At 24.8% G+C, this 23,685-nt stretch carries 23 protein-coding genes and 5 tRNA genes; 17 read left to right on the forward strand and 11 right to left on the reverse strand.

Annotation, left to right across the window (positions count from 1 at the left end; genetic code table 11):
* Window positions 1-55 precede the first annotated feature (55 nt).
* The 4 genes from rpsP to rplS are packed head-to-tail and all read left to right on the forward strand — an operon-like array spanning window position 56 to window position 2,008.
* Entirely contained in the window at window positions 56-304 is a 249-nt protein-coding gene (gene rpsP / locus D9V70_RS02025; RefSeq protein ID WP_158356089.1) for a 30S ribosomal protein S16, read from the forward strand.
* A 1-nt stretch (window position 305) separates the two neighbouring features.
* Window positions 306-851, forward strand: a complete 546-nt coding sequence (gene rimM, locus D9V70_RS02030) for a ribosome maturation factor RimM (RefSeq protein ID WP_158356289.1) — start codon at window positions 306-308, stop codon at window positions 849-851.
* Entirely contained in the window at window positions 852-1,613 is a 762-nt protein-coding gene (gene trmD / locus D9V70_RS02035; protein WP_158356090.1) for a tRNA (guanosine(37)-N1)-methyltransferase TrmD, read from the forward strand.
* Window positions 1,614-1,660: 47 nt separating this feature from the next.
* The gene (gene rplS, locus D9V70_RS02040) at window positions 1,661-2,008 is read left to right on the forward strand and encodes a 50S ribosomal protein L19 (RefSeq protein ID WP_158356091.1); all 348 of its coding nucleotides are present in this window, start codon (window positions 1,661-1,663) and stop codon (window positions 2,006-2,008) included.
* A gap of 96 nt (window positions 2,009-2,104) precedes the next feature.
* On the opposite strand, the gene tldD is transcribed toward rplS, so the two are convergent.
* Complete coding sequence (gene tldD / locus D9V70_RS02045) at window positions 2,105-3,556, reverse strand: metalloprotease TldD (RefSeq protein WP_158356092.1); 1,452 nt, start codon at window positions 3,554-3,556, stop codon at window positions 2,105-2,107.
* Window positions 3,557-3,698: 142 nt separating this feature from the next.
* On the opposite strand from tldD, the gene aroQ reads away from it, so the two are divergent.
* The gene (aroQ, locus tag D9V70_RS02050) at window positions 3,699-4,154 is read left to right on the forward strand and encodes a type II 3-dehydroquinate dehydratase (protein WP_158356093.1); all 456 of its coding nucleotides are present in this window, start codon (window positions 3,699-3,701) and stop codon (window positions 4,152-4,154) included.
* A gap of 110 nt (window positions 4,155-4,264) precedes the next feature.
* Here the strand turns inward: aroQ and fis are convergent, their stop codons facing one another.
* The gene (gene fis, locus D9V70_RS02055) at window positions 4,265-4,561 is read right to left on the reverse strand and encodes a DNA-binding transcriptional regulator Fis (protein ID WP_158356094.1); all 297 of its coding nucleotides are present in this window, start codon (window positions 4,559-4,561) and stop codon (window positions 4,265-4,267) included.
* 194 nt (window positions 4,562-4,755) lie between these two features.
* The gene (gene rluD / locus D9V70_RS02060; protein WP_158356095.1) at window positions 4,756-5,700 is read right to left on the reverse strand and encodes a 23S rRNA pseudouridine(1911/1915/1917) synthase RluD; all 945 of its coding nucleotides are present in this window, start codon (window positions 5,698-5,700) and stop codon (window positions 4,756-4,758) included.
* Window positions 5,701-5,845: 145 nt separating this feature from the next.
* Here rluD and D9V70_RS02065 point away from each other — a divergent pair, with 145 nt between their 5' ends.
* The 6 genes from D9V70_RS02065 to gshA all read left to right on the forward strand — a co-directional run bounded on the left by D9V70_RS02065 (window position 5,846) and on the right by gshA (window position 11,685).
* Complete coding sequence (locus D9V70_RS02065) at window positions 5,846-6,580, forward strand: outer membrane protein assembly factor BamD (RefSeq protein WP_158356096.1); 735 nt, start codon at window positions 5,846-5,848, stop codon at window positions 6,578-6,580.
* A gap of 74 nt (window positions 6,581-6,654) precedes the next feature.
* Window positions 6,655-9,300, forward strand: a complete 2,646-nt coding sequence (gene alaS / locus D9V70_RS02070) for an alanine--tRNA ligase (protein ID WP_158356097.1) — start codon at window positions 6,655-6,657, stop codon at window positions 9,298-9,300.
* 200 nt (window positions 9,301-9,500) lie between these two features.
* A complete protein-coding gene (gene csrA / locus D9V70_RS02075) occupies window positions 9,501-9,686 on the forward strand; it encodes a carbon storage regulator CsrA (protein WP_158356098.1) in 186 nt (61 codons plus the stop codon).
* Between the two features lie 131 nt (window positions 9,687-9,817).
* Window positions 9,818-9,906: transfer RNA gene (locus D9V70_RS02080), tRNA-Ser, on the forward strand.
* A 46-nt stretch (window positions 9,907-9,952) separates the two neighbouring features.
* Window positions 9,953-10,026, forward strand: a tRNA-Arg gene (locus D9V70_RS02085).
* A gap of 117 nt (window positions 10,027-10,143) precedes the next feature.
* Window positions 10,144-11,685 carry a glutamate--cysteine ligase gene (gene gshA / locus D9V70_RS02090; RefSeq protein ID WP_158356099.1) on the forward strand — a complete coding sequence of 514 codons (1,542 nt, stop codon included), beginning with the start codon at window positions 10,144-10,146 and terminating at the stop codon, window positions 11,683-11,685.
* Window positions 11,686-11,815: 130 nt separating this feature from the next.
* On the opposite strand, the gene metK is transcribed toward gshA, so the two are convergent.
* The gene (gene metK / locus D9V70_RS02095) at window positions 11,816-12,955 is read right to left on the reverse strand and encodes a methionine adenosyltransferase (RefSeq protein ID WP_158356100.1); all 1,140 of its coding nucleotides are present in this window, start codon (window positions 12,953-12,955) and stop codon (window positions 11,816-11,818) included.
* Between the two features lie 309 nt (window positions 12,956-13,264).
* Here metK and D9V70_RS02100 point away from each other — a divergent pair, with 309 nt between their 5' ends.
* The gene (locus tag D9V70_RS02100; RefSeq protein ID WP_158356101.1) at window positions 13,265-13,939 is read left to right on the forward strand and encodes an endonuclease; all 675 of its coding nucleotides are present in this window, start codon (window positions 13,265-13,267) and stop codon (window positions 13,937-13,939) included.
* Between the two features lie 14 nt (window positions 13,940-13,953).
* A complete protein-coding gene (locus D9V70_RS02105) occupies window positions 13,954-14,697 on the forward strand; it encodes a 16S rRNA (uracil(1498)-N(3))-methyltransferase (protein ID WP_158356102.1) in 744 nt (247 codons plus the stop codon).
* 47 nt (window positions 14,698-14,744) lie between these two features.
* Here the strand turns inward: D9V70_RS02105 and D9V70_RS02110 are convergent, their stop codons facing one another.
* The 5 genes from D9V70_RS02110 to D9V70_RS02130 all read right to left on the reverse strand — a co-directional run bounded on the left by D9V70_RS02110 (window position 14,745) and on the right by D9V70_RS02130 (window position 16,421).
* Window positions 14,745-15,329 carry a 5-formyltetrahydrofolate cyclo-ligase gene (locus D9V70_RS02110; protein ID WP_158356103.1) on the reverse strand — a complete coding sequence of 195 codons (585 nt, stop codon included), beginning with the start codon at window positions 15,327-15,329 and terminating at the stop codon, window positions 14,745-14,747.
* A 12-nt stretch (window positions 15,330-15,341) separates the two neighbouring features.
* Entirely contained in the window at window positions 15,342-16,010 is a 669-nt protein-coding gene (gene rpiA, locus D9V70_RS02115; protein WP_158356104.1) for a ribose-5-phosphate isomerase RpiA, read from the reverse strand.
* Window positions 16,011-16,158: 148 nt separating this feature from the next.
* Window positions 16,159-16,233 (reverse strand) — tRNA-Gln (locus tag D9V70_RS02120).
* A 21-nt stretch (window positions 16,234-16,254) separates the two neighbouring features.
* Window positions 16,255-16,336: transfer RNA gene (locus D9V70_RS02125), tRNA-Leu, on the reverse strand.
* A gap of 8 nt (window positions 16,337-16,344) precedes the next feature.
* Window positions 16,345-16,421 (reverse strand) — tRNA-Met (locus D9V70_RS02130).
* Between the two features lie 116 nt (window positions 16,422-16,537).
* On the opposite strand from D9V70_RS02130, the gene glnS reads away from it, so the two are divergent.
* The 4 genes from glnS (at window position 16,538) to queE (ending at window position 22,239) form a co-directional block, all read left to right on the forward strand.
* Window positions 16,538-18,214 carry a glutamine--tRNA ligase gene (gene glnS / locus D9V70_RS02135; protein WP_158356105.1) on the forward strand — a complete coding sequence of 559 codons (1,677 nt, stop codon included), beginning with the start codon at window positions 16,538-16,540 and terminating at the stop codon, window positions 18,212-18,214.
* Between the two features lie 282 nt (window positions 18,215-18,496).
* A complete protein-coding gene (locus D9V70_RS02140; protein WP_158356106.1) occupies window positions 18,497-20,149 on the forward strand; it encodes a CTP synthase in 1,653 nt (550 codons plus the stop codon).
* A 26-nt stretch (window positions 20,150-20,175) separates the two neighbouring features.
* A complete protein-coding gene (gene eno / locus D9V70_RS02145; RefSeq protein ID WP_158356107.1) occupies window positions 20,176-21,480 on the forward strand; it encodes a phosphopyruvate hydratase in 1,305 nt (434 codons plus the stop codon).
* Between the two features lie 99 nt (window positions 21,481-21,579).
* The gene (gene queE / locus D9V70_RS02150) at window positions 21,580-22,239 is read left to right on the forward strand and encodes a 7-carboxy-7-deazaguanine synthase QueE (RefSeq protein WP_158356108.1); all 660 of its coding nucleotides are present in this window, start codon (window positions 21,580-21,582) and stop codon (window positions 22,237-22,239) included.
* A gap of 16 nt (window positions 22,240-22,255) precedes the next feature.
* Here the strand turns inward: queE and queD are convergent, their stop codons facing one another.
* Both queD and D9V70_RS02160 read right to left on the reverse strand, forming a co-directional pair.
* The gene (gene queD, locus D9V70_RS02155) at window positions 22,256-22,618 is read right to left on the reverse strand and encodes a 6-carboxytetrahydropterin synthase QueD (RefSeq protein ID WP_158356109.1); all 363 of its coding nucleotides are present in this window, start codon (window positions 22,616-22,618) and stop codon (window positions 22,256-22,258) included.
* A 66-nt stretch (window positions 22,619-22,684) separates the two neighbouring features.
* A partial coding sequence (locus D9V70_RS02160; protein ID WP_158356290.1) for a peptidoglycan DD-metalloendopeptidase family protein occupies window positions 22,685-23,685 on the reverse strand: 1,001 nt, incomplete at its 5' end.

Raw genomic sequence — 23,685 nt, forward strand, 5'->3', positions numbered from 1 at the left:
TTTTTATTTAAAAATATTAATATTTTAATATAACTTACTTTAAAGAAGAACAAAAATGGTAAAAATTCGTTTATCTCGATATGGGACAAAAAAACGTCCTTTTTATAAGATGGTAGTAGCTGATAGCCGCTTTTCTAGAGACGGTCGTTTTATCGAACGTATTGGTTATTTTGACCCTATTGCAAAAATTAAATCTAAAAAAATTCAATTAAATTTAGATCGTCTAAATTATTGGAAAAATCAAGGTGCACAAATGTCAGAAAGAACTAAAAAAATAATTAAATTATTCAATGAAAAAAAATAATATTATAAAAACTAAGTTAAACCCACTAATTAATCCAATATTAATAGGAAAAGTAGGAAAACCTTACGGCATACTAGGTTGGATAAATATTTTTTCTTTTTTAGAAAAACAAGAAAAAATTTTTAATTATTTTCCATGTTTTTTTTTAAAAGAAGAAACATGGACGAAAATTCATCTTGATAATTGGAAAAAATATAAAAAAAATTTTATAATACATATCAAGGGAGTTTTTGATCGATCAGAAGTAATGCAAATGACTAATTCAGATATTATCATTAATAGTCATCAATTACCTATATTAAAAAAAAATGAATATTACTGGTTTCAAATTATTCAGCTCAAAGTATTTAATATCAATAAAATATATTTAGGAAAAGTAATTGATTTAATTAGAACAAAAAGCAATGATATTTTGATAATTAAAAATGAATTAAAAAACTATAAAAAAAACATTCTAATACCTTTTATTTATGACAAAATAATAAAAAAAATAGACATTAATAACAACATTATAATAGTCGAATGGAATTTAATTAGAACAACATAAATGAAAAAAATCAACGATAATGCATTAATATGGTTTCAAATCATTACAATTTTTCCAGAAATGTTTCGTGCAATTACTGATTATGGAATAACTAAAAAAGCAATTTGTAACAATATTATTAATATTGATTTTATTAATCCAAGAAACTTTTCTAAAAATAAATATAAATCTATAGATGATCGTCCTTATGGAGGAGGACCAGGTATGCTAATGTGTTTTGAGCCACTATATTTATCCATTCAATATGCAAAGTCTATATTGAAAAATGCAACGATTATTTATTTATCTCCTCAAGGAACAGTATTTCAACAGAGTAATATATCAAAATTAATCGATAAAAAAAAAATTATTTTTATATGTGGTAGATATGAAGGAATAGATCAAAGAATTATTGATTATTATGTAAACGAAGAATGGTCTATTGGTGATTATATACTTACTGGTGGTGAATTAGCTGCGATGATTATGATTGATTCTATTGCTCGATTAATTCCAGGAGTTATTAAAAAAAAAGCATCAATAAAAGAAGAAACATTTTCTAAAAATTTACTTGATTATCCTAATTATACCAGACCCAAAAGAATAAACAATATATCAGTTCCTGAAATATTATTATCTGGAAATCATAAAAAAATTCATTTTTGGCGGTTACAACAATCATTATATAAAACATTGATAAATCGTCCTGATCTTCTAAAAAGAGTACTAACAAAAGAAGAAAAAACATTATTAGATGAATATAAAAAAAAATATGATAAATAAAACTACTATGGTTTATTTCTTTATTCATCTAATTTAAAGGAACATATATGACAAATATTATTCGTGAAATCGAAAAGAAACAAATAAAAAATAATATACCTATTTTTAGGCCTGGTGATACTGTAGAAGTTAAAGTATGGGTTATTGAAGCTTCCAAAAAACGTTTGCAATCATTTGAAGGAATTGTTATAGCAATCAAACATCGTTATTTAAATTCATCTTTTACTGTACGTAAAATATCTAATGGAGAGGGTATTGAACGTGTTTTTCAAACACATTCTCATAGCATAGATGAAATTCTTGTAAAAAGAAAAGGTTTAGTAAGAAAAGCAAAACTATATTACTTAAGAAATAGAACTGGAAAAGCTGCTCGTATCAGAGAGAGAATCAAGTAAAAAATATTAATAGTATATATGCAGTCACGATATGCTTCTTGACTGCATTATTTTTTCAAAATTCTATAAATTGTAAGCTAACTTGTAATTGAGAAGTTAATTTGTTCCACCTATTGTTAGGCTATCTAATTTAATAGATGGTTGACCAATTCCAACTGGAATATTTTGTCCATCTTTTCCACAAAAACCCATTCCGTTATCCATTTTTAAATCATCTCCAACCATTGATACTTTTTGCATTACTTCTATACCTGATCCTATTAAAGTTGTATTTTTAATCGGTGTAGAAATTTTTCCTTTTTTTATTAAATAAGCTTCTGAGGTAGAAAAAACAAATTTTCCTGAAGTAATGTCAACTTGACCTCCAGAAAAATTGACTGCGTATACTCCATAATCAACACTTTTAATTATATCTTCTGTTTTTGATTTTCCAGACAGCATATAAGTGTTCGTCATACGAGGCATAGGTAAACAAGAATAAGATTCACGACGACCATTTCCAGTAGATTTAGTACCCATTAAACGTGCATTAAGCTTATCTTGCATATATTTTTTTAATATTCCCTTTTCTATTAAAACATTGTATTGACCTGGAGTACCCTCGTCATCAATACTTAATGAACCACGTTGATCATATATTGTTCCGTCATCAATAACTGTACATAATTCTGAAGCAACTTTTTTTCCAATCATATCAGTAAAAATTGAGGTTCTTCTTCTATTAAAATCTCCTTCTAAACCATGTCCTACTGCTTCATGTAATAATACTCCTGGCCAACCGGATCCTAATACTACAGGAAACATTCCTGATGGTGCTTCTTTCGAAGATAAATTTAATAAAGCTATACGAACTGCTTCCTTAGACCAATAATCAATTCTAACTTCATTTGATATATCATCTTTTTTTAAAAAAAAATTATAGTCAGTACGACTACTTCCTCCACTTCTACCATGCTCTCTTTTTCCATGATCTTCAACTAAAACAGTAATAGAACAATATACTAAGGGTCTTATATCAGAAGCTAAATTTCCATCAGTTGATGCAATTAAAACTTGTTCATATGAACCTGTTAAAGTAACATTTACTTCTACAACACGATTATCAATACTACGAGCTATATGATTTGCTCTATAAAGTAAATCATTTTTTTCTATAGTAGAGAATGTTGTTAATGGATTAATTTTACTATAAAATGGTATTATCTTTTTTTTTGATAATGTTTTTATTTTTCCTTTTCCTTTAGAAAAAATAATACTATTAGCCATATTAGTACTTTTTCTTAAAGAGTCTATTGATATTTGATCTGCATATGCAAATCCTGTAGTTTCTCCTTGAATAGCTCTTACTCCCACCCCTTGATCTGAATGATAGTTTCCTTCTTTTATAATTCCATTCTCTAAAAACCAAGATTCATAAAGATGAGATTGAAAATAAAGATCACCATAATCTATTTTACGATTGGATAATTCTTCTAACGCAACAAAAAGATCTTGATGATTGATTTTATTTCGAGTTAATAGAGATTCAGTAACTAATTCAAATGTCATTCCAACCTACTTAAATTTATAATATTCTTGTAAAAACTTATTATAAAATATAAAATATAAAATATGAAATATAAATATAATTTTTCCAAAAATTATTTTTTTAAAATTTAAAATACATCTCATTTTGGTTGGATATAAAATAATGAAAAAAACAATAAATGTACTAGTAATAAATGGACCTAATTTAAATCTTTTAGGAACTAGAGAAATTGAAATTTATGGTAGTTTAAGTTTATCTGATTTGTTAGAAAAATTAGAAATAGAATCTAAAAAACTTAATATTGTTTTAAAACACATACAATCTAATGCAGAATCTATTCTAATTGATAAAATTCATTCGTCAAAAAATACAATTGACTATATTATTATCAATCCAGCAGCTTTTACACATACAAGTATAGCAATTAGAGATGCATTAATTGGAGTTAATATTCCTTTCATTGAAGTGCATATTTCAAATATTTATTCTAGAGAAGATTTTCGTTCTCATTCATGGTTGTCCGATATTTCTCAAGGTGTTATAAGTGGACTAGGTATTGATGGTTATACTTGGGCATTAAAAACAATATATAATAGATTAATAAAAAATAAAAAATAATAAATTTTTTACATTTAAACTTAAAAATATAAAATATTTTGCACTCTCTTATTAAGAAATTAATTCTGTATAAAAATAGAAAGTGCAGCGAATACAACATTTAAAAATAATTAATTCATCCCATATTTTTTTAATTTTTTCCGTAACGTGCTACGATTAATTCCCATCATTAATGCTGCACGTGTTTGATTTCCTCTAGTATGCTGCATAACTATATCTAATAAAGGTTGTTCTAATTCTGCTAACATCAATTCATATAAATTATTTACACATTTTCCATTTAAATTTAATAAATAATATTTTAAAGATTTTTTCACTAATGTACGAAAAGGTTTTTTGACAACTTGGTCTTGAGAATTTTTAGTAGATATGACTAAAAAATCTGTTTTTATAGGATCTTCTAACATAATATTGTCAACTCCTTATTTTTTACAATGTATATGTTTTTATAAAATTAAAAAATAAACATGCAAGATAAGTAATCAATAAATCTTATACAAATTTTACAAAATATTTTTTTAACGTTTTAAATAAAAATAAATAATACATTTTATTAAAAATAAACACTATAAAAAAAATAGTTTTTTATATTATTACATTTTTACAAATGTAAAATAAGATTTTTCATATCTTCAGGAAGAGGTATTGTCCAAGACATTAAATTTCGATTAGTAGGATGATAGAATGAAAGATGACTCGCATGTAGTGCTTGACGAGAAAAGTAATATACTTTCTTATTGTTGGAATTTTTGTATTTTTTATGATTTGTAAAACGATTCACTCCACTATAAATAGGATCTCCCACCAACGGATATCCAATATGTAACATATGGACACGAATTTGATGTGTTCTTCCTGTCTCTAATCTTATTGAGATATGTGTATGAAACTTAAAATGACGAATTATTTTATAATGTGTAATCGATTTTTTTCCTAAACAATGTACTATCATACATTTTCTTTTTTTATTATGACGCATTATAGGCATATTTATAGTTCCACCTGAAATCATATTGCCTCTAACAATACCTTGATATTCTCTAGACACTTCTCGTTTTTTTAATAATTTTAATAGATAATTATAAGCATAAAAAGTCTTTGCAATGACCATTAATCCACTAGTGTCTTTATCTAAACGATGGACAATTCCTGCTCGAGGTAAATATTCAACATTTTTATAATGATATAATAATGCATTAACAATAGTACCGTTTTTATTACCAGCACCTGGATGAACAACTAAACCAGGAGGTTTATTGATTACTAGTATTTCATTATCTTCATATACAACATTTAAATGAATTCTTTCTGGAAGATTCGATTCAATATTTTCTAAAGAAACATGTATAGCAATCATCTCACCTCCTAATATTTTTTTATCAGGTTGATTTACTATACTATTGTTGACAAATACTTGATTAATAAGAATTAATTTCTTTAAATAAGAACGAGAATATTCTTTAAATAATTTAGATAACACTTGATCTAATCTTTTTCCTGTCAAGGAAATACAAGATACAACTGCTTTTAATTCTATTTTTTTCAAAAAAATTATCCTTGCTATAAATAAATATTTTTATATATAAAAAACTTAATCTATAAATACTATAAAAAATGCTATTCTATGATAATACTATATTATAAATACTTTTAATAAAAAAATTTTATTAATTTAAAACAAATAGATCCCTATGAAAAAAAAATACAAAATTATATTTATTTTTATAATTATATGTTTAAACTTAACAGTACACTGTAAATCTTCAAATAATTATTTCTTTATAAGAACACATATACTTTATGAAAAATCAAGACAAAAACTCAAAGAAAACAAATTTGATGAAGCAATAAAAATATTAGAAACAATTAAAAATGATAATATTACTAATTTTAATAGTGATAAGATTCAAATTAATCTAATTTATGCATATTATAAAAATTTTAATTTTAATATGGCTCAAAAAAATATACAGGAATTTATACACTATCATCCAAACCATATAAACATGGATTATATATTATATATACAATCTTTAATTAGTTTAGCTATGGATAAAAATACATTTTTTAAATTCTTTCCTATTGAATATTGCAAAAGTGATCCAATTCATGCGATTAACGCATTTTTTCAATTAAAAAGTTTGATATATTATTTTCCTAAAAGTCCATATATTATTAACGCCAAAAAGCACATGATCTATATAAAACGTCGTTTATCAGAACATGATTTTGCAATTTTAAAGTTTTATTTTTCATGTCATCAATATATAGCTGTAATAAATAGAGGAGAAGAAATCATTCAAAAATATCCAGATACACTAGCCGCAAGAAAAACACTTATATATATGCAAAAATCTTTTTTTGCTTTAAACATTTTTGACACTGCAAAAAAAATATCAAAAATAATATCCTTAAACACTGCTTAAAAAATCAATTCACACTTTTAAAAAATATTTAATTATAAGCTAACATTTTTTTTTAAAGTAAAAAAAGAATAATTATGAATAAAACAACTAACGAAATACGTCAAAAATTTTTAAATTTTTTTGAAAGAAAAGGACACGTTATTCTTCCTAGTAGTTCATTAATACCACATAATGATTCTACTTTATTATTTACTAATGCAGGTATGAATCAGTTTAAAGAGTTTTTTTTAGGTCAAAAAAAAATTTGCTATCCTCGAATAGCAACAGCTCAACATTGCTTAAGAACTGGCGGTAAACATAACGATTTAGACAATGTAGGATATACTTCTAAACATCATACATTTTTTGAGATGCTTGGAAATTTTAGTTTTTCTGATTATTTTAAAAAAGAAGCAATCGAATATGCTTGGGAATTATTAACATCAAAAAATTGGTTTAATATACCTAAAAATAAATTATGGATTTCAGTATATAAAGATGATTATGAGACATATGAAATATGGGCAAATATCATTCAAATACCTACTGAACGAATTATAAAAATAGGTGATAAAAATCAATCTAAATATAATTCAGATAATTTCTGGCAAATGAGTGATACTGGTCCATGTGGACCATCTACGGAAATTTTTTATGATTATGGTGATAAACCTATAACAAATTCAGTAGAATTTTTAGAAAATAAAAATGATCGTTTTATTGAAATCTGGAATATTGTTTTTATAGAATTTAATCGAATTTCTAAAACAAAAATTGTTTCTTTACCAAACAAGTCTATAGATACAGGAATGGGTCTAGAAAGAATATCTGCTGTTTTGCAAAACGTAAATTCTAATTATGATATCGATATATTTCAAGAATTAATTAAAAAAGTTGCTTTATTTAGTTGTGTAAAAGATTTAAATAATATTTCTTTAAAAATTATAGCTGATCATATTAGATCATGTGCCTACATCATTGCAGAAGATATTATACCATCAAATGAAAATCGAGGTTATGTTTTAAGAAGAATTATTAGAAGAGCATTAAGACATGGACATAAAATTGGAATCAAAAAAAGATTTTTTTATAAGCTAGTTGATGTTTTAATACAAGTCATGGGTACTAGTGCGAATATATTAAAAGAAAAAAAAGAACAAATAGAAGAGATATTAAAAACAGAAGAAATACAATTTTACCAAACTCTTGATAAAGGTTTAAAAATATTAAATCATGAACTAAAGAAAACAAAAAATACAATATTATCAGGAGAAACTGCTTTTTATCTTTATGATACGTTTGGATTTCCAATTGATTTAACAGCTGACATATGTCGTGAAAGAAATATAAAAATAGATTATATTAATTACAAATTATTGAAAGAAAAACAAAAAAAACAATCTAACATAAAAAATAAATTTCATAAAGATTATAGTAATACGGTGATTATAAATGATACATGTTTATTTGAAGGATATAAAAAACATAAAACAGCATCTGTAATAAAACACATTTTTGTAAAAAATCAAGCTGTTCAAGAAATTTTAATAAATGAAACTGGAATCATTTTTCTTGATACAACAACATTTTATGGAGAATCAGGTGGACAAGTTGGTGATATAGGTGAACTATATCATAAAAATTCACGTTTTATAGTAGAAGATACAAAAAAGTACGGCAATACAATAGGACATATTGGAAAAATTATTTTAGGAAAAATGCAAATCAATGATAATGTATATACTAAAATTGATAAAAATTATAGACATTCTATTCAACTAAATCATTCAGCTACACATTTACTACACGCTACATTACGAAAAATATTTGGTAAAAATGTACATCAAAAAGGTTCTTTAGTTAATAGTACATATTTAAGATTTGATTTTTCTTATTCTAAACCTATAAAACTATCTGAAATACAAGAAATTGAACATATTATTAATATGAAAATTCGTGATAATATTCTAATTAAAACTAAGAAGTTAACTTTAGAAGAAGCAAAAAAAAAGAATGCTATGTGTTTATTTGAAAATAAATATGATTCAATTGTTCGTGTTGTATTTATCAACAATGATTTTTCTATAGAACTTTGTGGAGGAACACATACAAAAAGAACTGGAGATATTGGATTATTCAAAATTACTTCCCAATCAAGTATCTCATCAGGAATTAAAAGAATTGAAGCTAAAACTGGACAAAAAGCAATAGATTATTTACATGAAAAAGATAATAATATAAAAGATATATCACTTATATTAAATTGTAATCAATATCATATAAAAGAAAAAATACATCAAATAATAAAACAAACAAAAGAATTGGAAAAAAAAATAATTAATTTTCAACAACAAGAAAGTTTAGATTATGTAAAAACATTAATTAAACATGCTAATGATATAAAAGGAATAAAATTTATATCAAATATTTTTTACAATTATGAACATAAACTATTAAGAATAATAGTTGACAAATTAAAAAAAGAATTAAAAAAAACCATTGTTATTTTAATAAATATTGTTAAAAATCGTTTTACTATAATTATAGGAGTTACAGAAAATTTAACTAATGATGTAACAGCAATAAGTATTATGAATATAATTATGAAAAAAATACATGGAAACGGTGGAGGGAAAAAAGAAATTGCTGAAGGAGGAGGTATCAATACAAAACAACTACCTATGATTTTGAATCATATTCAATTATGGATTAATACTCAATTAAAAAACAAAAAAGAATAAAAATTTTTTTAATTTTTTGATTAAATAAATTTATCTCAGATCAAAAATATTTTTTAAAATATACAATTTATTAATTCAAATATATTTATATTAAATGTAATAGATTACAAGATTTTTGGTCTACTTTTAACCCTATATTATTCATAACACCATGGAGTGGAAAAGTCGCACTCTTTTAAAATATTTTAAGGAGCACAATAATGCTGATTCTCACTCGTCGAGTTGGCGAAACATTAATAATTGGAGATGAAATAACTGTAACAGTACTAGGAGTTAAAGGTAACCAAGTTCGCATTGGTGTAAATGCCCCTAAAGAAGTTTCCGTACATCGCGAAGAAATATACCAACGTATTCAAACTGAAAAAAAACAACAAAAAAAATGTTAATTTATACTGCATCTTACTACTTTTGAAGTAAGATGCACATTTTTTATATTTTATATCAATGTGAAATTAGCAAAATATGTTTGACTTATATTCAAAAAAAAGTAAAATAATAAATATAAAAAGTAAAGTTAGGTGAGATGGCCGAGAGGTTAAAGGCGCTCCCCTGCTAAGGGAGTATGTAAAAAATTTTGCATCGAGGGTTCGAATCCCTCTCTCACCGATATTTTGTAATTAATTTTTAATTCATAAAATTCATCATATTTTTTGCATCCGTAGCTCAGTTGGATAGAGTACTCGGCTACGAACCGAGCGGTCGGAGGTTCGAATCCTTCCGGATGCAAAAATAAAACATCTAAAATCTCTGATATATAAAAAAATTTAAAATACATGTCTTATCTAGAATATAATTTTTAAAATCTTCATATAATTAATTAAATATTTAAATCAGGAGTATAAATTGATACAAGATATCTCGAAAAAACTTACCTGGTTAAAAAAAAACCCAGGAATTTTAAAAGGTATTTTTCGAGGAATTGAGCGTGAAACTTTAAGAATTAAAAAAAATGGAAAATTTTCTGAATCTTTGCATCCTAAATCAATTGGATCGCCTTTAACACATAAATGGATTACTACTGATTTTGCAGAAAATCTGTTAGAATTTGTTACTCCAACTAGTAATAACATAAATTATCTAATATCTTTTTTAAAAGACCTTCATTCCTTTGTCGCATTAAAAATACAAAATGAAAGAATATGGCCTTTTAGCATGCCATATTGTTATGATAACGATACAAATATTAAAATTGCTCAATACGGAATTTCTAATCTTGGAAGAAAAAAAAATATTTACCGAATAGGTCTAAAAAATCGATATGGTAATCTCATAAATACTATTTCAGGTGTACATTATAATTTTTCATTGCCGTTGAATTTTTGGATGCACTCTAAAGAACAAAATCAAAAAGATGTTGTTTCATCAGGGTATTTAAATTTGATTAGAAATTATTATCGATTCGGTTGGATTATTCCTTATTTATTTGGATCATCCCCAGCCATACCATCACATTTTTTACAAAATACAAAAAAAAAATATCAATTTAAGAAAAATAAAGAAAATATATTTTACTTACCATGGTCTACCTCACTGAGAATTAGTGATATTGGATATACTAGTACAAAAATAATAGATTTAAACATCATGTTTAATGATTTAAATTCATATCTCAAGTCTCTAAAAAAAGCTTTAACAACACCATACAAAAAATTTGTAGATATAGGATTAAAAGATAAAAACGGTAATTTTCAACAGCTAAACACTAATATTTTACAATTAGAAAATGAGCTTTATACACAAATAAGACCTAAAAGAACAACACGTAATGGTGAAACACTTATAGAAGCTCTAAATTCAAGAGGAATTGAATATGTAGAAATAAGATCATTAGATATTAATCCTTTTTCTCCTATAGGAATAAATAAAAATCAAATATTATTACTAGATTTATTTTTAATTTGGTGTGCTTTAATTGATGCACCTAAGATGAATAAATCAGATTTTTTATTTACAACTAAAAATTGGGAGAAAATAATTTTTGAAGGAAGAAAGCCTAATCAAAAAATTTATATTAATCAAAAAAATGAAAAAAAAACACTAGTTGAAATAGGTGAAACTATATTCAAAGATTTAAATAAAATAGCATATATACTCGATAATAGTGAAAATAATTTTTTATACCAAAAAGCATGCAAAAAAATAATTTCATTTTTCAAAAATCCAGAATTAACTTATTCAGCTCAATGTTTAAAACGTTTTATTCAAACCGGTGCGAAAAAAACTGGATTAGAATTATCAAACAAATATCATAAAATTTTTATAGAAAGATCTGATCGAATCTTTTATAAAAAATTTTTAGAAGAAGAAGTAAAAAATTCACATCAAAAACAAAAAAATATCGAACAAGAAGATATATTATCTTTTGAAGATTATATAAAAAAATAAAAAAGATCATGCTCATCAAAAATATGGGACAGGATAATAATATTAATCCGTTTTTTTACGTCACATATTCTGTTTAATGCTTAAAAGAATAATATATTTAATTTTTAATATCAAAATATATTTAATCACACTAACTAGATAATGCATTTACCTTATCAATTTTTTCCCATGGAAAACCTTCTCTTCCAAAATGACCATAAACTGCAGTTTTGAGATAAATAGGTTGTAGAAGATTAAGCATTTTAATTAGTCCATATGGACGTAAATCAAAAATATTACGAACTAACGAAATTAAAGATTGATTGCTTATTTTTCCTGTTCCAAAAGTATCTATCATAATAGAAATAGGTTCTGCTACACCAATAGCATATGAAAGTTGAATTTCACATCGATCAGCTAAACCTGCTGCGACAATGTTTTTAGCTACATATCTAGCTGCATACGCAGCAGATCTATCTACTTTTGAAGGATCTTTTCCAGAAAAAGCACCTCCTCCATGTCTAGACATACCACCATATGTATCAACAATAATTTTACGACCTGTTAAACCACAGTCAGCTACTGGACCGCCTATAACAAATCTACCTGTAGGATTAATAAAGAATTTAGTGTTTTTTGTTAACCATCTTTTTGGTAATACCGGTTTTATTATTTCATCCATGATAGCATCCTTTAAAATATTTTGAGAAATATTTTCTAAATGCTGAGTAGAGAAAACTACAGTATCTATTCCTAGAATATTTCCATTATTATATTTAAATGTTACTTGACTTTTAGCGTCAGGTTTTAACCAAGGTAAAATTTTGTTTTTTCTTAATTCAGATTGTTTTTTCATTAAAAGATGAGCATAAGTAATAGGTGCCGGCATTAAAACCTCGGTTTCGTTGGTAGCATAACCAAATATAATACCTTGATCTCCAGCTCCTTGATCTAATGGATTAATCCGATCTACACCTCTATTTATGTCTAATGATTGTTTTCCAATCGTACTTAATACTGCACAAGAATTAGCATTAAATCCTGTATCAGAATCAATATAACCAATATTTTTAATAGTATTACGAGTAATTTCTTCTACATCAACCCATGCAGTGGTTGTAATCTCTCCTCCAATTATAACCATTCCTGTTTTAACGTATGTTTCACAAGCAACACGTGCTTTTTTATCTTGTTTAAGTATTTCATCAAGTAAAGCATCAGAAATTTGATCAGCAATTTTGTCTGGATGACCTTCTGAAACAGATTCAGAAGTAAAAAGATATTCATTCATTTTAAGCTTCCTTATTATTGTAATAATTATTTTTTTAAACTCAGAAAAATATGTAAAAATATAATGATAAATATAAACTATATTAAATTTAATTATATTTATTTTTTATTTTAATTAATTTTTATTTTTTAAAAATTTATTTAAAAGAATATATTGATATTTATTGCTAAGAAATAAAAAATATATTATATAATTATATAAATAAAAAAATAAAAAATATATTTTCTTATTAAGAACATATCATATAAAAAATAATAAAGATAAAAAAATGATAAAAAAAGTAATGATTTTAATCAGTATGTTTTTTTTTTGTTTTCAATAAAATTTAATAATAGTAAACAAAAAAATATCAAAAATTTTTATAAAGCAAAACTCAACGCAATTAAAATCCATCAAAATGCACCGGGTTCATTTTACTGTGGATGTAAAATTATTTGGAAACAAAAAAAAGGAATTCCTATTCTATCATCTTGTGGATATAAAATCCGAAAAAATAAAAATCGAGCAATGCGAATTGAATGGGAACATGTAGTACCAGCATGGCAATTTGGACATCAAAAAACATGTTGGAAAAAAGGAGGTCGTAAAAAATGTAAAAATGATCAAAAATATCGATATATTGAATCTGATTTATATAATTTACAACCAGCGATTGGAGAAATAAATGCAGATCGTTCCAATTTTATGTATGATGAACTAAAAAACTCAATTCCAAAATATTATGGAAAGTGTAAAATGAAAATAGATTTTAAAACAAAAACAGTTGAACCACCTGAAAGAGCTCGAGGTGCAATAGCTAGAACTTATTTTTATATGAGTGAAAAATATAAAATTACTTTATCTAAAAAACAAAAAAATTTATTTAAAAAATGGGATAAAAATTTCCCTGTAACAACATGGGAGTGTAAAAGAGAAAAATTAATATTTCAAAAACAAGGCTATCATAATAATTATGTTTATAAAAAATGTATCCTTAAAAAATAATAGTATTAAATATCATGAAAAATAATATTCCACGTATTTATATAAAAGAAAATTTAGATGTAAATCACATTTATTCTTTATCAAGAGATAATATACACTATATCAAAAATGTATTAAGAATGAAACATCAAGATGTAATAGAAATTTTTAATGGTACTAATAATATTTTTTTAGCTAAAATAATATTTATTTCTATTGAAAAAATTCAAATTAAGATTTTTAAAAATCAACTTAAAAAAACTGAATCTCCAGTTAATATTCATTTAGGACAAGTAATTTCCAAACATGATAAAATTGATTCTATTATAGAAAAATCAATTCAAATGGGTGTTAATAAAATTACTCCTTTATTTTCTGAATATTGTAATATTCAGAAAAAGTTTTTTAATACATCTCATAAAATACAGCGTTGGAACAAAATAATCATATCTACATGTCAACAGTGTAATCGTAATATTATTCCCAAAATAAAAACTCCTGAAAATATTTTTTCATGGTGCCAAAAAAATAAAAAAAACGATATGAAAATTATTTTTCATCCAACATCTTATACAACAATTAATCAATTAACTCAATCTAAAAAATATATTCGAATAATTATTGGTCCTGAAGGTGGTTTTTCAAAATATGAAATTAAAAAAATTGTTGAATACGGATTTACTGCAATAAAACTAGGTCCTAGAATATTAAAAACAGAAACCGCTGCAATTGCAGCAATTAGTGCAATACAAATAAAGTTTGGTGATTTTATGATGTAAAAAAAATATACTCTAATCTTTCATTAATTCTGATATTTAAAATTTGTTTAAAAATACCATATTTTATTAGGAGTTAAAATGATAGGTAAAGAAACGTCCCAGGGTTTTCTAGGTATAGTTGATATCAATTGAAAATCATAAGAAAACCCTACTGGAAAAAAATTATTTTTCCAGTCTCTTAAACAAGTATCATAAAATCCTCCACCCATTCCTAATCTCATGCCTGTTTTATCAAAAGCTACTAATGGTACAATTATTGTATCTAGATAATATATTGAAATAATATCTTTAACATTAAAAAAAGGTTCTAATATATTATATTTATTATAATATAAAATAGAATTGTAATAAAAAGGAGCGAAGAATAATTTTCTTTTATAAGGATGTATTATAGGAACAAAAACTTTCTTTTTATTTAACCATAATTTTAATATTAAAGGATATGTATTTATTTCACCATCAAATGGTAAAAATAAAGCAATATTCTTAGAATTATAAATAAATTTACAGGTATATGCAAGTTTTGTAATTTGAATGGATGCATTATATTGTTCTTTGAAACTTAAAGATTTTCGTATAACTCGTATATACATACGAATATCATTTCTATTTTTAAAAAATTTTTTTGACATAGTTACATTATTTTACTTCATTTTTCTAATTACTTTAATTCCACTTTTTGTCCCAATCAAGGCAATATCAGCACGTCTTTTAGCAAATAAACCTACTGTCACAACGCCAGGTAACGAATTAATTTTTTTTTCCATAGATATAGGATCTTTTATACATAAATTATATACATCTATTATAATATTACCGTTATCTGTAATAATATTTTTTCGATATTTTGGTTGTCCTCCAATTTTTATTATTTCTTTAGAAACGTACGACAAAGCCATTGGAATAATTTCAATAGGCAAAGGGAATCTACCAAGAACATTCACTATTTTTGATTTATCAACGATACAAACAAATTTTTTTGACATTGCAGCAATAATTTTTTCTCTAGTTAAAGCCGCTCCTCCTCCCTTGATCATTTGCATCTGATGATTTATTTCATCAGCACTATCAAAATAAATAGTAAGTGAATTAAAATTTTTTAAGTTAAAAACTTGTATTCCTTGTTTTTGTAACAAAGATGTAGAAGTATTAGAACTAGATACTGCTCCATATATTATATCTTTTATTGTACTCAATGCTTCAATAAAGTAAAAAATAGTCGTCCCGGTTCCAACTCCAATAATAGCACCAGGATGAATATAATCTAGTGCAGCCCATGCTGCTTTTTTTTTTAATTTGTCTACTAAATTCATAATGTAAAAAACTTATTTTAAAAAAATAAAAAATATCTTGCATAATTTAATTAGAAATTCACAATTTATAAATTATAAACTTATAAACTTACATTTTTAAAAAAATATTGTTTATTTAAAGGAGTTTAAAAATAGATAATATTTAGAATGGCTGGGGTACCTGGATTCGAACCAGGGATGCCGGTATCAAAAACCGGTGCCTTAACCTCTTGGCTATACCCCAATATTTATATGTTTTAAAATATACGGGAGGCGAGATTTGAACTCGCAAACCTTTCGGTGCCAGAACCTAAATCTGGTGCGTCTACCAATTTCGCCACTCCCGCTAAAAAAATGGTAGCTACGACGGGATTTGAACCCATGACCCCAGCGTTATGAGTGCTGTGCTCTAACCAACTGAGCTACGTAGCCTATGAAATATTTAGTTATCTAATGATTATTATACTTTATAATATATCAATTGAATAATCAACAAAAATATTTTCTATAAATTTATATTTAGACAAATAAAAATTAGCGAGAATAAAATGAATAATACAACAAAAAAATATCAAAATAATTTTATTGGACAAATTATAAATAAAGACTTTAAAGAAGATGATAAATTATCACTTCACACTCGGTTTCCACCTGAACCAAACGGATATCTTCATATTGGTCATGCGAAATCAATATGTTTAAATTTTGAGCTTGCAAAAATATATAATGGAAAATGTAATCTTCGATTTGATGATACAAACCCATTAAAAGAAAATATCAAATATATTAATGCAATTCAAGAAGATATTAACTGGTTGGGTTATAAATGGCATAACAATATACATTATTCTTCTGAATATTTTTCAAAATTATATAAGTATGCAAAGGAATTAATCAAAAAAGGTCTTGCTTACGTTGATCAATTAACAAAAGAACAAATACGCGAGTATAGAGGAACTTTAAAAAAACCAGGAAAAAATAGTCCATACAGAGATAGAACCATTCAAGAAAATATAGAATTATTTCAAAAAATGAAAAAAGGAGAATTTTCTGAAGGAGAAGCCTGCTTGCGTGCAAAAATTGATATGGAATCTCCTTTTATCATCATGCGTGATCCAGTTATATATAGAATAATTTTTACTAAACATCATCAAACTAAAAAAGAATGGTGTATATATCCCATGTACGATTTTGCTCATTGTCTTTCTGATTCTATTGAAGGAATTACGCATTCATTATGTACATTAGAGTTTCAAGACAATAAATTTCTATATAATTGGATTTTAAAAAATACTAGTGTAGAAAAGCATCCTAAACAATATGAATTTTCTCGATTAAACTTAGAATTTTGTATTTTATCTAAAAGAAAATTATCAATATTAATTAAAAAAAACGTTATAAAAGGATGGGATGATCCTCGTATACCAACTTTATCTGGTTTAAAAAGAAAGGGATACACACCATCTTCTATTAGAAGTTTTTGTGAAAAAATTGGTATAACTAAACAAAATAGTTTAATAGAATTTTCTATGTTAGAACACTGTATTAGAAAGGAATTAAATAAAACAGCAATTCGCACTATGGCCGTTTTAGAACCAATTAAAATATTTTTATATAATTTAGATGAAAATCATAGAGAAATATTTACAGTTCCTAATCATCCTAAAAAGCCAGAACTAGGAACTCATGAAATTCTTTTTACTAATATAGTATATATTGATAGATCAGATTTTAAAGAAAAATATAATAAAAAATATAAAAAATTAAAACTTGGAGGAGAAATACGTTTAAGATATGCTTATGTAATAAAAGCAGAAAAAATAGAAAAAGATAAATATGATAATATCATTCAAATTACATGTTACTGTGATATAAATACTTTAGGAAAAAAATCAAAAAATAATAAAAACCCTTCAGTAATACACTGGATTTCCATAAAAAATGTATTTCCAGCAGAATTTAGAATTTATAATCATTTATTCAATATAAAAAATCCGGAAAGAGAAAAAAATTTTATTTCGTATATTAATCCAAATTCATTAATAATAAAAATGGGATTTATAGAAAAAAAAGTAGGAAAGAAAATAATAAAAAAAATAGGAGAAACATTTTTTCAATTTGAAAGAATTGGTTATTTTTGCTTAGATAATATTGATTCTGAAAAAAATAAATTAGTATTTAATCGTACTGTTGGTTTACGTGATTTATGGAATCCAGAAAAATAAATTAAAATAATAAAGATACTATTAAAAACTAGTATGAGTATATAATAAAATTGATTTTTAATAAATATGACAATACTTTTCATAGAAGAGATTAAATATAAATCAATATTAAAAACTAATTTAGTTTAAATATTTTAATCATATATAAATTATCAACAGTTTTAATAAAAATCTTTTAAGAAATGTATTTTACAGTTCAAATTTGTAATAAAATATTTTGCACTAAAAAATTATGATTTTGAATTCAACACTCATTTATATAACTAATATTTTATATTTAGAATGACTAAAAAATATATTTTCATCACTGGCGGAGTCGTATCATCTTTGGGAAAAGGTATTGCAGCTGCTTCATTAGGGGCAATATTAAAAGCACGAAAATTAAAAATAACTATAATAAAATTAGATCCATATATCAATGTAGATCCTGGCACAATGAGTCCTACTCAACATGGAGAGGTATTCGTCACAGAAGATGGTGCTGAAACAGATTTAGATTTAGGTCACTATGAACGTTTTATTCATACAAAAATGACATATTTAAATAATTTTACTACAGGAAGTATTTACTCTCAAGTTTTACAACAAGAAAGAAGAGGTGATTATTTAGGTGCTACTATACAAGTAATTCCTCATATTACTAATGCAATTAAAGAAAGAATTATTTTATGTTCAAAAACTAATAGTATTGTTATCGTAGAAATTGGTGGTACTGTTGGAGATATTGAATCACTTCCATTTTTAGAAGCAATTCGTCAAATGGCGGTAGATATAGGTCGTAAAAATGTTATATATATACATTTAACGCTAGTACCATATATTACTACGGCAGGTGAAATAAAAACAAAACCTACTCAACATTCTGTAAAAGAATTACTTTCAATAGGAATACAACCAGATATCCTCATTTGTCGATCTGAACAAACAGTTCCTATAAATGAAAGAAAAAAAATTGCTTTATTTTGCAATGTTCCAGTTAATGCTGTAATCTCTTTAAAAGATGTTAATTCTATATACAAAATACCAAAGTTACTAAAAAATCAAAAATTAGACGATTATATTTGTAAATATTTCAAGTTAAAAGTACCAGAAGCTAATTTAAAAGAATGGGAACAAGTGATTTATGAAGAAAACAATTCCCATGACACAATTATTATTGGTATCATTGGAAAATATGTAAAATTACCCGATGCATATAAATCAGTAATAGAAGCACTTAAACATGCTGGATTAAAAAATCAAATAAAAGTCAATATACAATTGATTGATTCTCAAAATATAGATCTTAATAATATTAAATTATTAAAGAATCTTGATGGTATTTTAATACCTGGTGGTTTCGGAGATCGGGGAATAAGAGGAAAGCTATTATCAATAAAATATGCAAGAGAGAATAATATTCCATATTTTGGTATTTGTTTAGGAATGCAAATAGCAATTATAGAATTTGCACAAAATGTTGTAGGAATCAAAGAAGCAAATTCAACAGAATTTGATCCTCATTGTAAATATCCTATTATCGATTTGATTCAAGATTTGAATATAAAGATATATAAAAACAATTTTAATAAAAAAGACAGTATTAATTTAGGTGGTACTATGCGATTGGGAAGTCAACCATGTAAATTAAGTATAAATAGCTTGTCTCGAAAATTATACAAAAAAGATACTATTATAGAAAGACATAGACATAGATATGAAGTAAATAGTTTTTTATTAAAAAAAATTGAAATTTCTGGATTAAAGGTAACAGGACGTTCTCAAACAAATGATGTGGTAGAAATTATAGAAATACCTAATCATCCATGGTTTTTAGGATGTCAATTTCATCCTGAGTTTACTTCCACTCCACGAGATGGACATCCGCTATTTATAGATTTTATAAAATCGGCGAAAAAATATAAAAAAACAACATATAAAATAACTTCATTATAAAATTTTTAAATATATTAAGGTAAAAAATGTCTAAAATTATAAAAGTTATAGCTCGTGAAATAATAGATTCACGAGGCAATCCTACTATAGAATCTGAAGTACACTTAGAAGGAGGTTTTGTTGGTTTAGCTTCTTCTCCTTCTGGAGCTTCAACAGGTTCTTTAGAAGCTTTAGAACTAAGAGATAGAAACAAAAATAGATTTTTTGGAATGGGAGTTAAAAAAGCAGTTACACTAGTTAATGAAAAAATATCAAATATTTTAAAAAATAAAAATGCTAAAAATCAACATGATATTGACCATACTATGATTGATTTAGATGGTACAATTAACAAATCAAAATTAGGAGCCAATGCTATTTTATCTGTTTCTTTAGCTGTTGCTAAAGCAGCGGCTCTATCAAAAGGTATGCCATTATATCAACATATTGCAGAAATTAATAATACTCCAGGTATTTTTTCTATGCCTCTTCCGATGATTAATGTTATTAATGGTGGAAAACATGCAAATAATAACATTGATATTCAAGAATTTATGATTCAACCAATAGGTGCAAAAACAATTAAACAAGCTATACGAATGGGATGTGAAATTTTTCATGCGTTAGGTTTGTTACTAAAAGAAAAAAATATGAGTACAACAGTAGGAGATGAAGGAGGATATGCTCCTAATTTAAAATCTAATGAAGAAGCTTTAAATTTAATTCAAAATGCAATACAAAAAACTAAATATAAAATAGGAACAGATATACAACTAGCAATAGATTGTGCTGCATCTGAATTGTATAATAAAAATAATAAAACATATGAACTAAGAGGAGAAAAAAAGAATTTTTCTTCAAAAGAATTCACGCATTATTTAGAAAAATTATCCAATAAATATCCTATTTCTTCTATTGAAGATGGACAAGATGAATCTGATTGGGATGGATTCTTATATCAAACCAATCTATTAGGAAAAAAAATACAACTAGTAGGAGATGATCTATTTGTTACTAATAAAAATATTTTAAAAAAAGGAATTAAAAAGGGTATTGCAAATTCTATTTTAATTAAATTAAATCAAATTGGAACATTAACAGAAACACTTGAAGCAATAAATATGGCAAAAAAATCAAATTATAGTGTTATAATATCGCATCGATCCGGTGAAACTGAAGATGCATATATAGCTGATTTATCCGTAGGAACATCATCTGGACAAATTAAAACTGGTTCAATGAGTCGTTCTGATAGAACAGCAAAATATAATCAATTGATTAGAATTGAAGAAGTTTTAGGTAAAAAAAATGCACCATTTCATGCATTAAAAGAAATTACATCAGCATTCTAATCTAGAAAATAAAAATCATTCTCTAAAAAAGAATCAGGTATTTTTTAAAAAAATATGCCTGTTTCTTGTTTTTTTAAATGTTAATTAATGAGAAAACTTATGTACTATCCAGTGAATGAAATGTTTCAAACAATACAAGGAGAAGGTTACTATAGTGGAATACCATCAATTTTTATTCGATTGCAAGGTTGTCCAGTTCATTGCAAATGGTGTGATACAAAACATACATGGACATGTTCTGATACGAATAAAATTTCTATCGAAGAATTGATAAAAAAAAATATATCGAATAAAACATGGAGTTATATTGACGTTAAAACAATAATTTTCAATATAAAAAAACAAAAATGGAAAGCTAGACATATAGTCATCACCGGTGGAGAACCATGTATATATAATTTATCATTTCTTACATATGGGTTAGAAAAGAATGGATTTACTTGTCAAATCGAAACAAGTGGTACTAAATTAATTAGCTGTTCTTTTAATACCTGGGTAACAGTTTCACCTAAAAAACATAAAAATACATTGTATAGTTCAATATTACGAGCAAATGAAATTAAATATCCAGTTTTAAAAAAAGAAGATTTATCATATTTAGATGCAATATTATCAATATTAAAAAATCGAAAAAACTGTCATATTTTTTTACAGCCGATTAGTCAAAACAAAGAATCATTGAAAATTTGCATCGAAACATGTATCATTAGAAATTGGCGACTTTCTATACAAATTCACAAATATATCTTGATAAGATAAATGTTTATAATTGTTTTTAATTTCCTTTATAAATACATCCAGATGTACAAGTTTCTTTAACAATTACAGCAGTTAATAAAGGTAATTTAGATTTTAAATTATTCCAAATCCATCGCGCTAAAATTTCACTAGTTGGATTTTCTAATCCAGGTATTTTATTTAGAAAATTATGATCTAACTGATCATAAATAGGCTTAAATTTTAATTTAATATCAGAATAATCTATAATCCATCCAGTTTCTTTTTTAACTGTTCCTTTTAATTCTAAACGAACTGAAAAAGAATGACCATGTAATCGTCCACATTTATGTCCTTTAGAAACATAAGGTAAATAATGTGCAGCTTCAAAAATAAATTCTTTAAATATTGTAGTTGTCATGTACTTATACACACGTATATATTAGTTAGTTAATTAGTTAGTTAATAAATTTAAAAAAATTAAATTTTAATAAAAATTATTTTTTTTGTTAATCTTTGGTAAAATACTTAATGGATTTACTGATTCCCCTCTATAACGTATTTCAAAATAAAGACGGACTAACTTTTTTTCTGATAAACCCATTGTAGAAATTTTTTGATTTGCACGTACTTTATCTCCTAATTTTACTAAAATTAAATCATTAAAAGCATAAATACTAAGATAATCTTCATCATGTTTAATGATAATTAATCGTCCATATTTTTCAAATAAATCAGTTACAAAGACTACTTTACCATCGGCTACTGAGAAAATTGGTTGTCCTTTAAAGCCAGAAATTTCCATTTCTTTATTTTTTGATTTAACATTGTAAAAATATTGAATATTTTTAGTATTTACAGGCCAATTCCAATTTTTAGAAAAAATAGAAGATTGTATTTTTAATCGAGAATTATTTTTTTTAAAATCCTTGTTATTTAAAAAACATAATTTCATAGATTTTGTATCATAATTATTTAACTCATTTTTTAAAAAATTTGACATATTTAAAGAATTTTCAAATAAAAATTTACAAGAAATAATGTTTTTTGTTTTTTTTTCATTTCGTTTTGCAATTGAACAACTATATTTATTTTTATCTATTAAAAAATTACCTATCCATATTTTTTGACCTACAAAAATTTTATAAGGTTTTTTAATAAAATTAAATTTAGACAATTCATAATAACTATGACCAGATTTTTTTCCAATAGAATAAAGAGTATCTTTAGATTTTACGACATAAAACATTTTAAATTTATTTTTTTTAAAAACTCCAATAAAATTATTATTAGAAATTATAAATTCTTCTTTATTTAAAGAAAAATTTTTCATTTTTACAAATGAAAAGCATTCATTTTGTTTTAAAAAAATAAATTTTCTTATGTTATTTTTGTAAAATTTAGCACGTAAATTATTTTTCTGATAAAATAAAATATTTTTATTTATTTTTAATATAGAATATGCAAAAACAAAATCATTAAAAACAA

The organism is Buchnera aphidicola (Lipaphis pseudobrassicae) (genome assembly GCF_005081185.1).
In the GTDB taxonomy this organism is placed as follows: Bacteria; Pseudomonadota; Gammaproteobacteria; order Enterobacterales; family Enterobacteriaceae; genus Buchnera; species Buchnera aphidicola_AD.

Bases quoted from the DNA above. Each gene is read 5' to 3' on its own strand.
- rpiA (WP_158356104.1), bottom strand. From the start codon at position 16,010: ATGAATTTAGTAGACAAATTAAAAAAAAAAGCAGCATGGGCTGCACTA.
- trmD (WP_158356090.1), top strand. From the start codon at position 852: ATGAAAAAAATCAACGATAATGCATTAATATGGTTTCAAATCATTACA.
- eno (WP_158356107.1), top strand. From the start codon at position 20,176: ATGTCTAAAATTATAAAAGTTATAGCTCGTGAAATAATAGATTCACGA.
- aroQ (WP_158356093.1), top strand. From the start codon at position 3,699: ATGAAAAAAACAATAAATGTACTAGTAATAAATGGACCTAATTTAAAT.
- D9V70_RS02140 (WP_158356106.1), top strand. From the start codon at position 18,497: ATGACTAAAAAATATATTTTCATCACTGGCGGAGTCGTATCATCTTTG.
- queE (WP_158356108.1), top strand. From the start codon at position 21,580: ATGTACTATCCAGTGAATGAAATGTTTCAAACAATACAAGGAGAAGGT.
- metK (WP_158356100.1), bottom strand. From the start codon at position 12,955: ATGAATGAATATCTTTTTACTTCTGAATCTGTTTCAGAAGGTCATCCA.
- D9V70_RS02065 (WP_158356096.1), top strand. From the start codon at position 5,846: ATGAAAAAAAAATACAAAATTATATTTATTTTTATAATTATATGTTTA.
- fis (WP_158356094.1), bottom strand. From the start codon at position 4,561: ATGTTAGAAGATCCTATAAAAACAGATTTTTTAGTCATATCTACTAAA.
- rpsP (WP_158356089.1), top strand. From the start codon at position 56: ATGGTAAAAATTCGTTTATCTCGATATGGGACAAAAAAACGTCCTTTT.
- queD (WP_158356109.1), bottom strand. From the start codon at position 22,618: ATGACAACTACAATATTTAAAGAATTTATTTTTGAAGCTGCACATTAT.
- D9V70_RS02105 (WP_158356102.1), top strand. From the start codon at position 13,954: ATGAAAAATAATATTCCACGTATTTATATAAAAGAAAATTTAGATGTA.
- glnS (WP_158356105.1), top strand. From the start codon at position 16,538: ATGAATAATACAACAAAAAAATATCAAAATAATTTTATTGGACAAATT.
- D9V70_RS02110 (WP_158356103.1), bottom strand. From the start codon at position 15,329: ATGTCAAAAAAATTTTTTAAAAATAGAAATGATATTCGTATGTATATA.
- tldD (WP_158356092.1), bottom strand. From the start codon at position 3,556: ATGACATTTGAATTAGTTACTGAATCTCTATTAACTCGAAATAAAATC.
- csrA (WP_158356098.1), top strand. From the start codon at position 9,501: ATGCTGATTCTCACTCGTCGAGTTGGCGAAACATTAATAATTGGAGAT.
- alaS (WP_158356097.1), top strand. From the start codon at position 6,655: ATGAATAAAACAACTAACGAAATACGTCAAAAATTTTTAAATTTTTTT.
- rplS (WP_158356091.1), top strand. From the start codon at position 1,661: ATGACAAATATTATTCGTGAAATCGAAAAGAAACAAATAAAAAATAAT.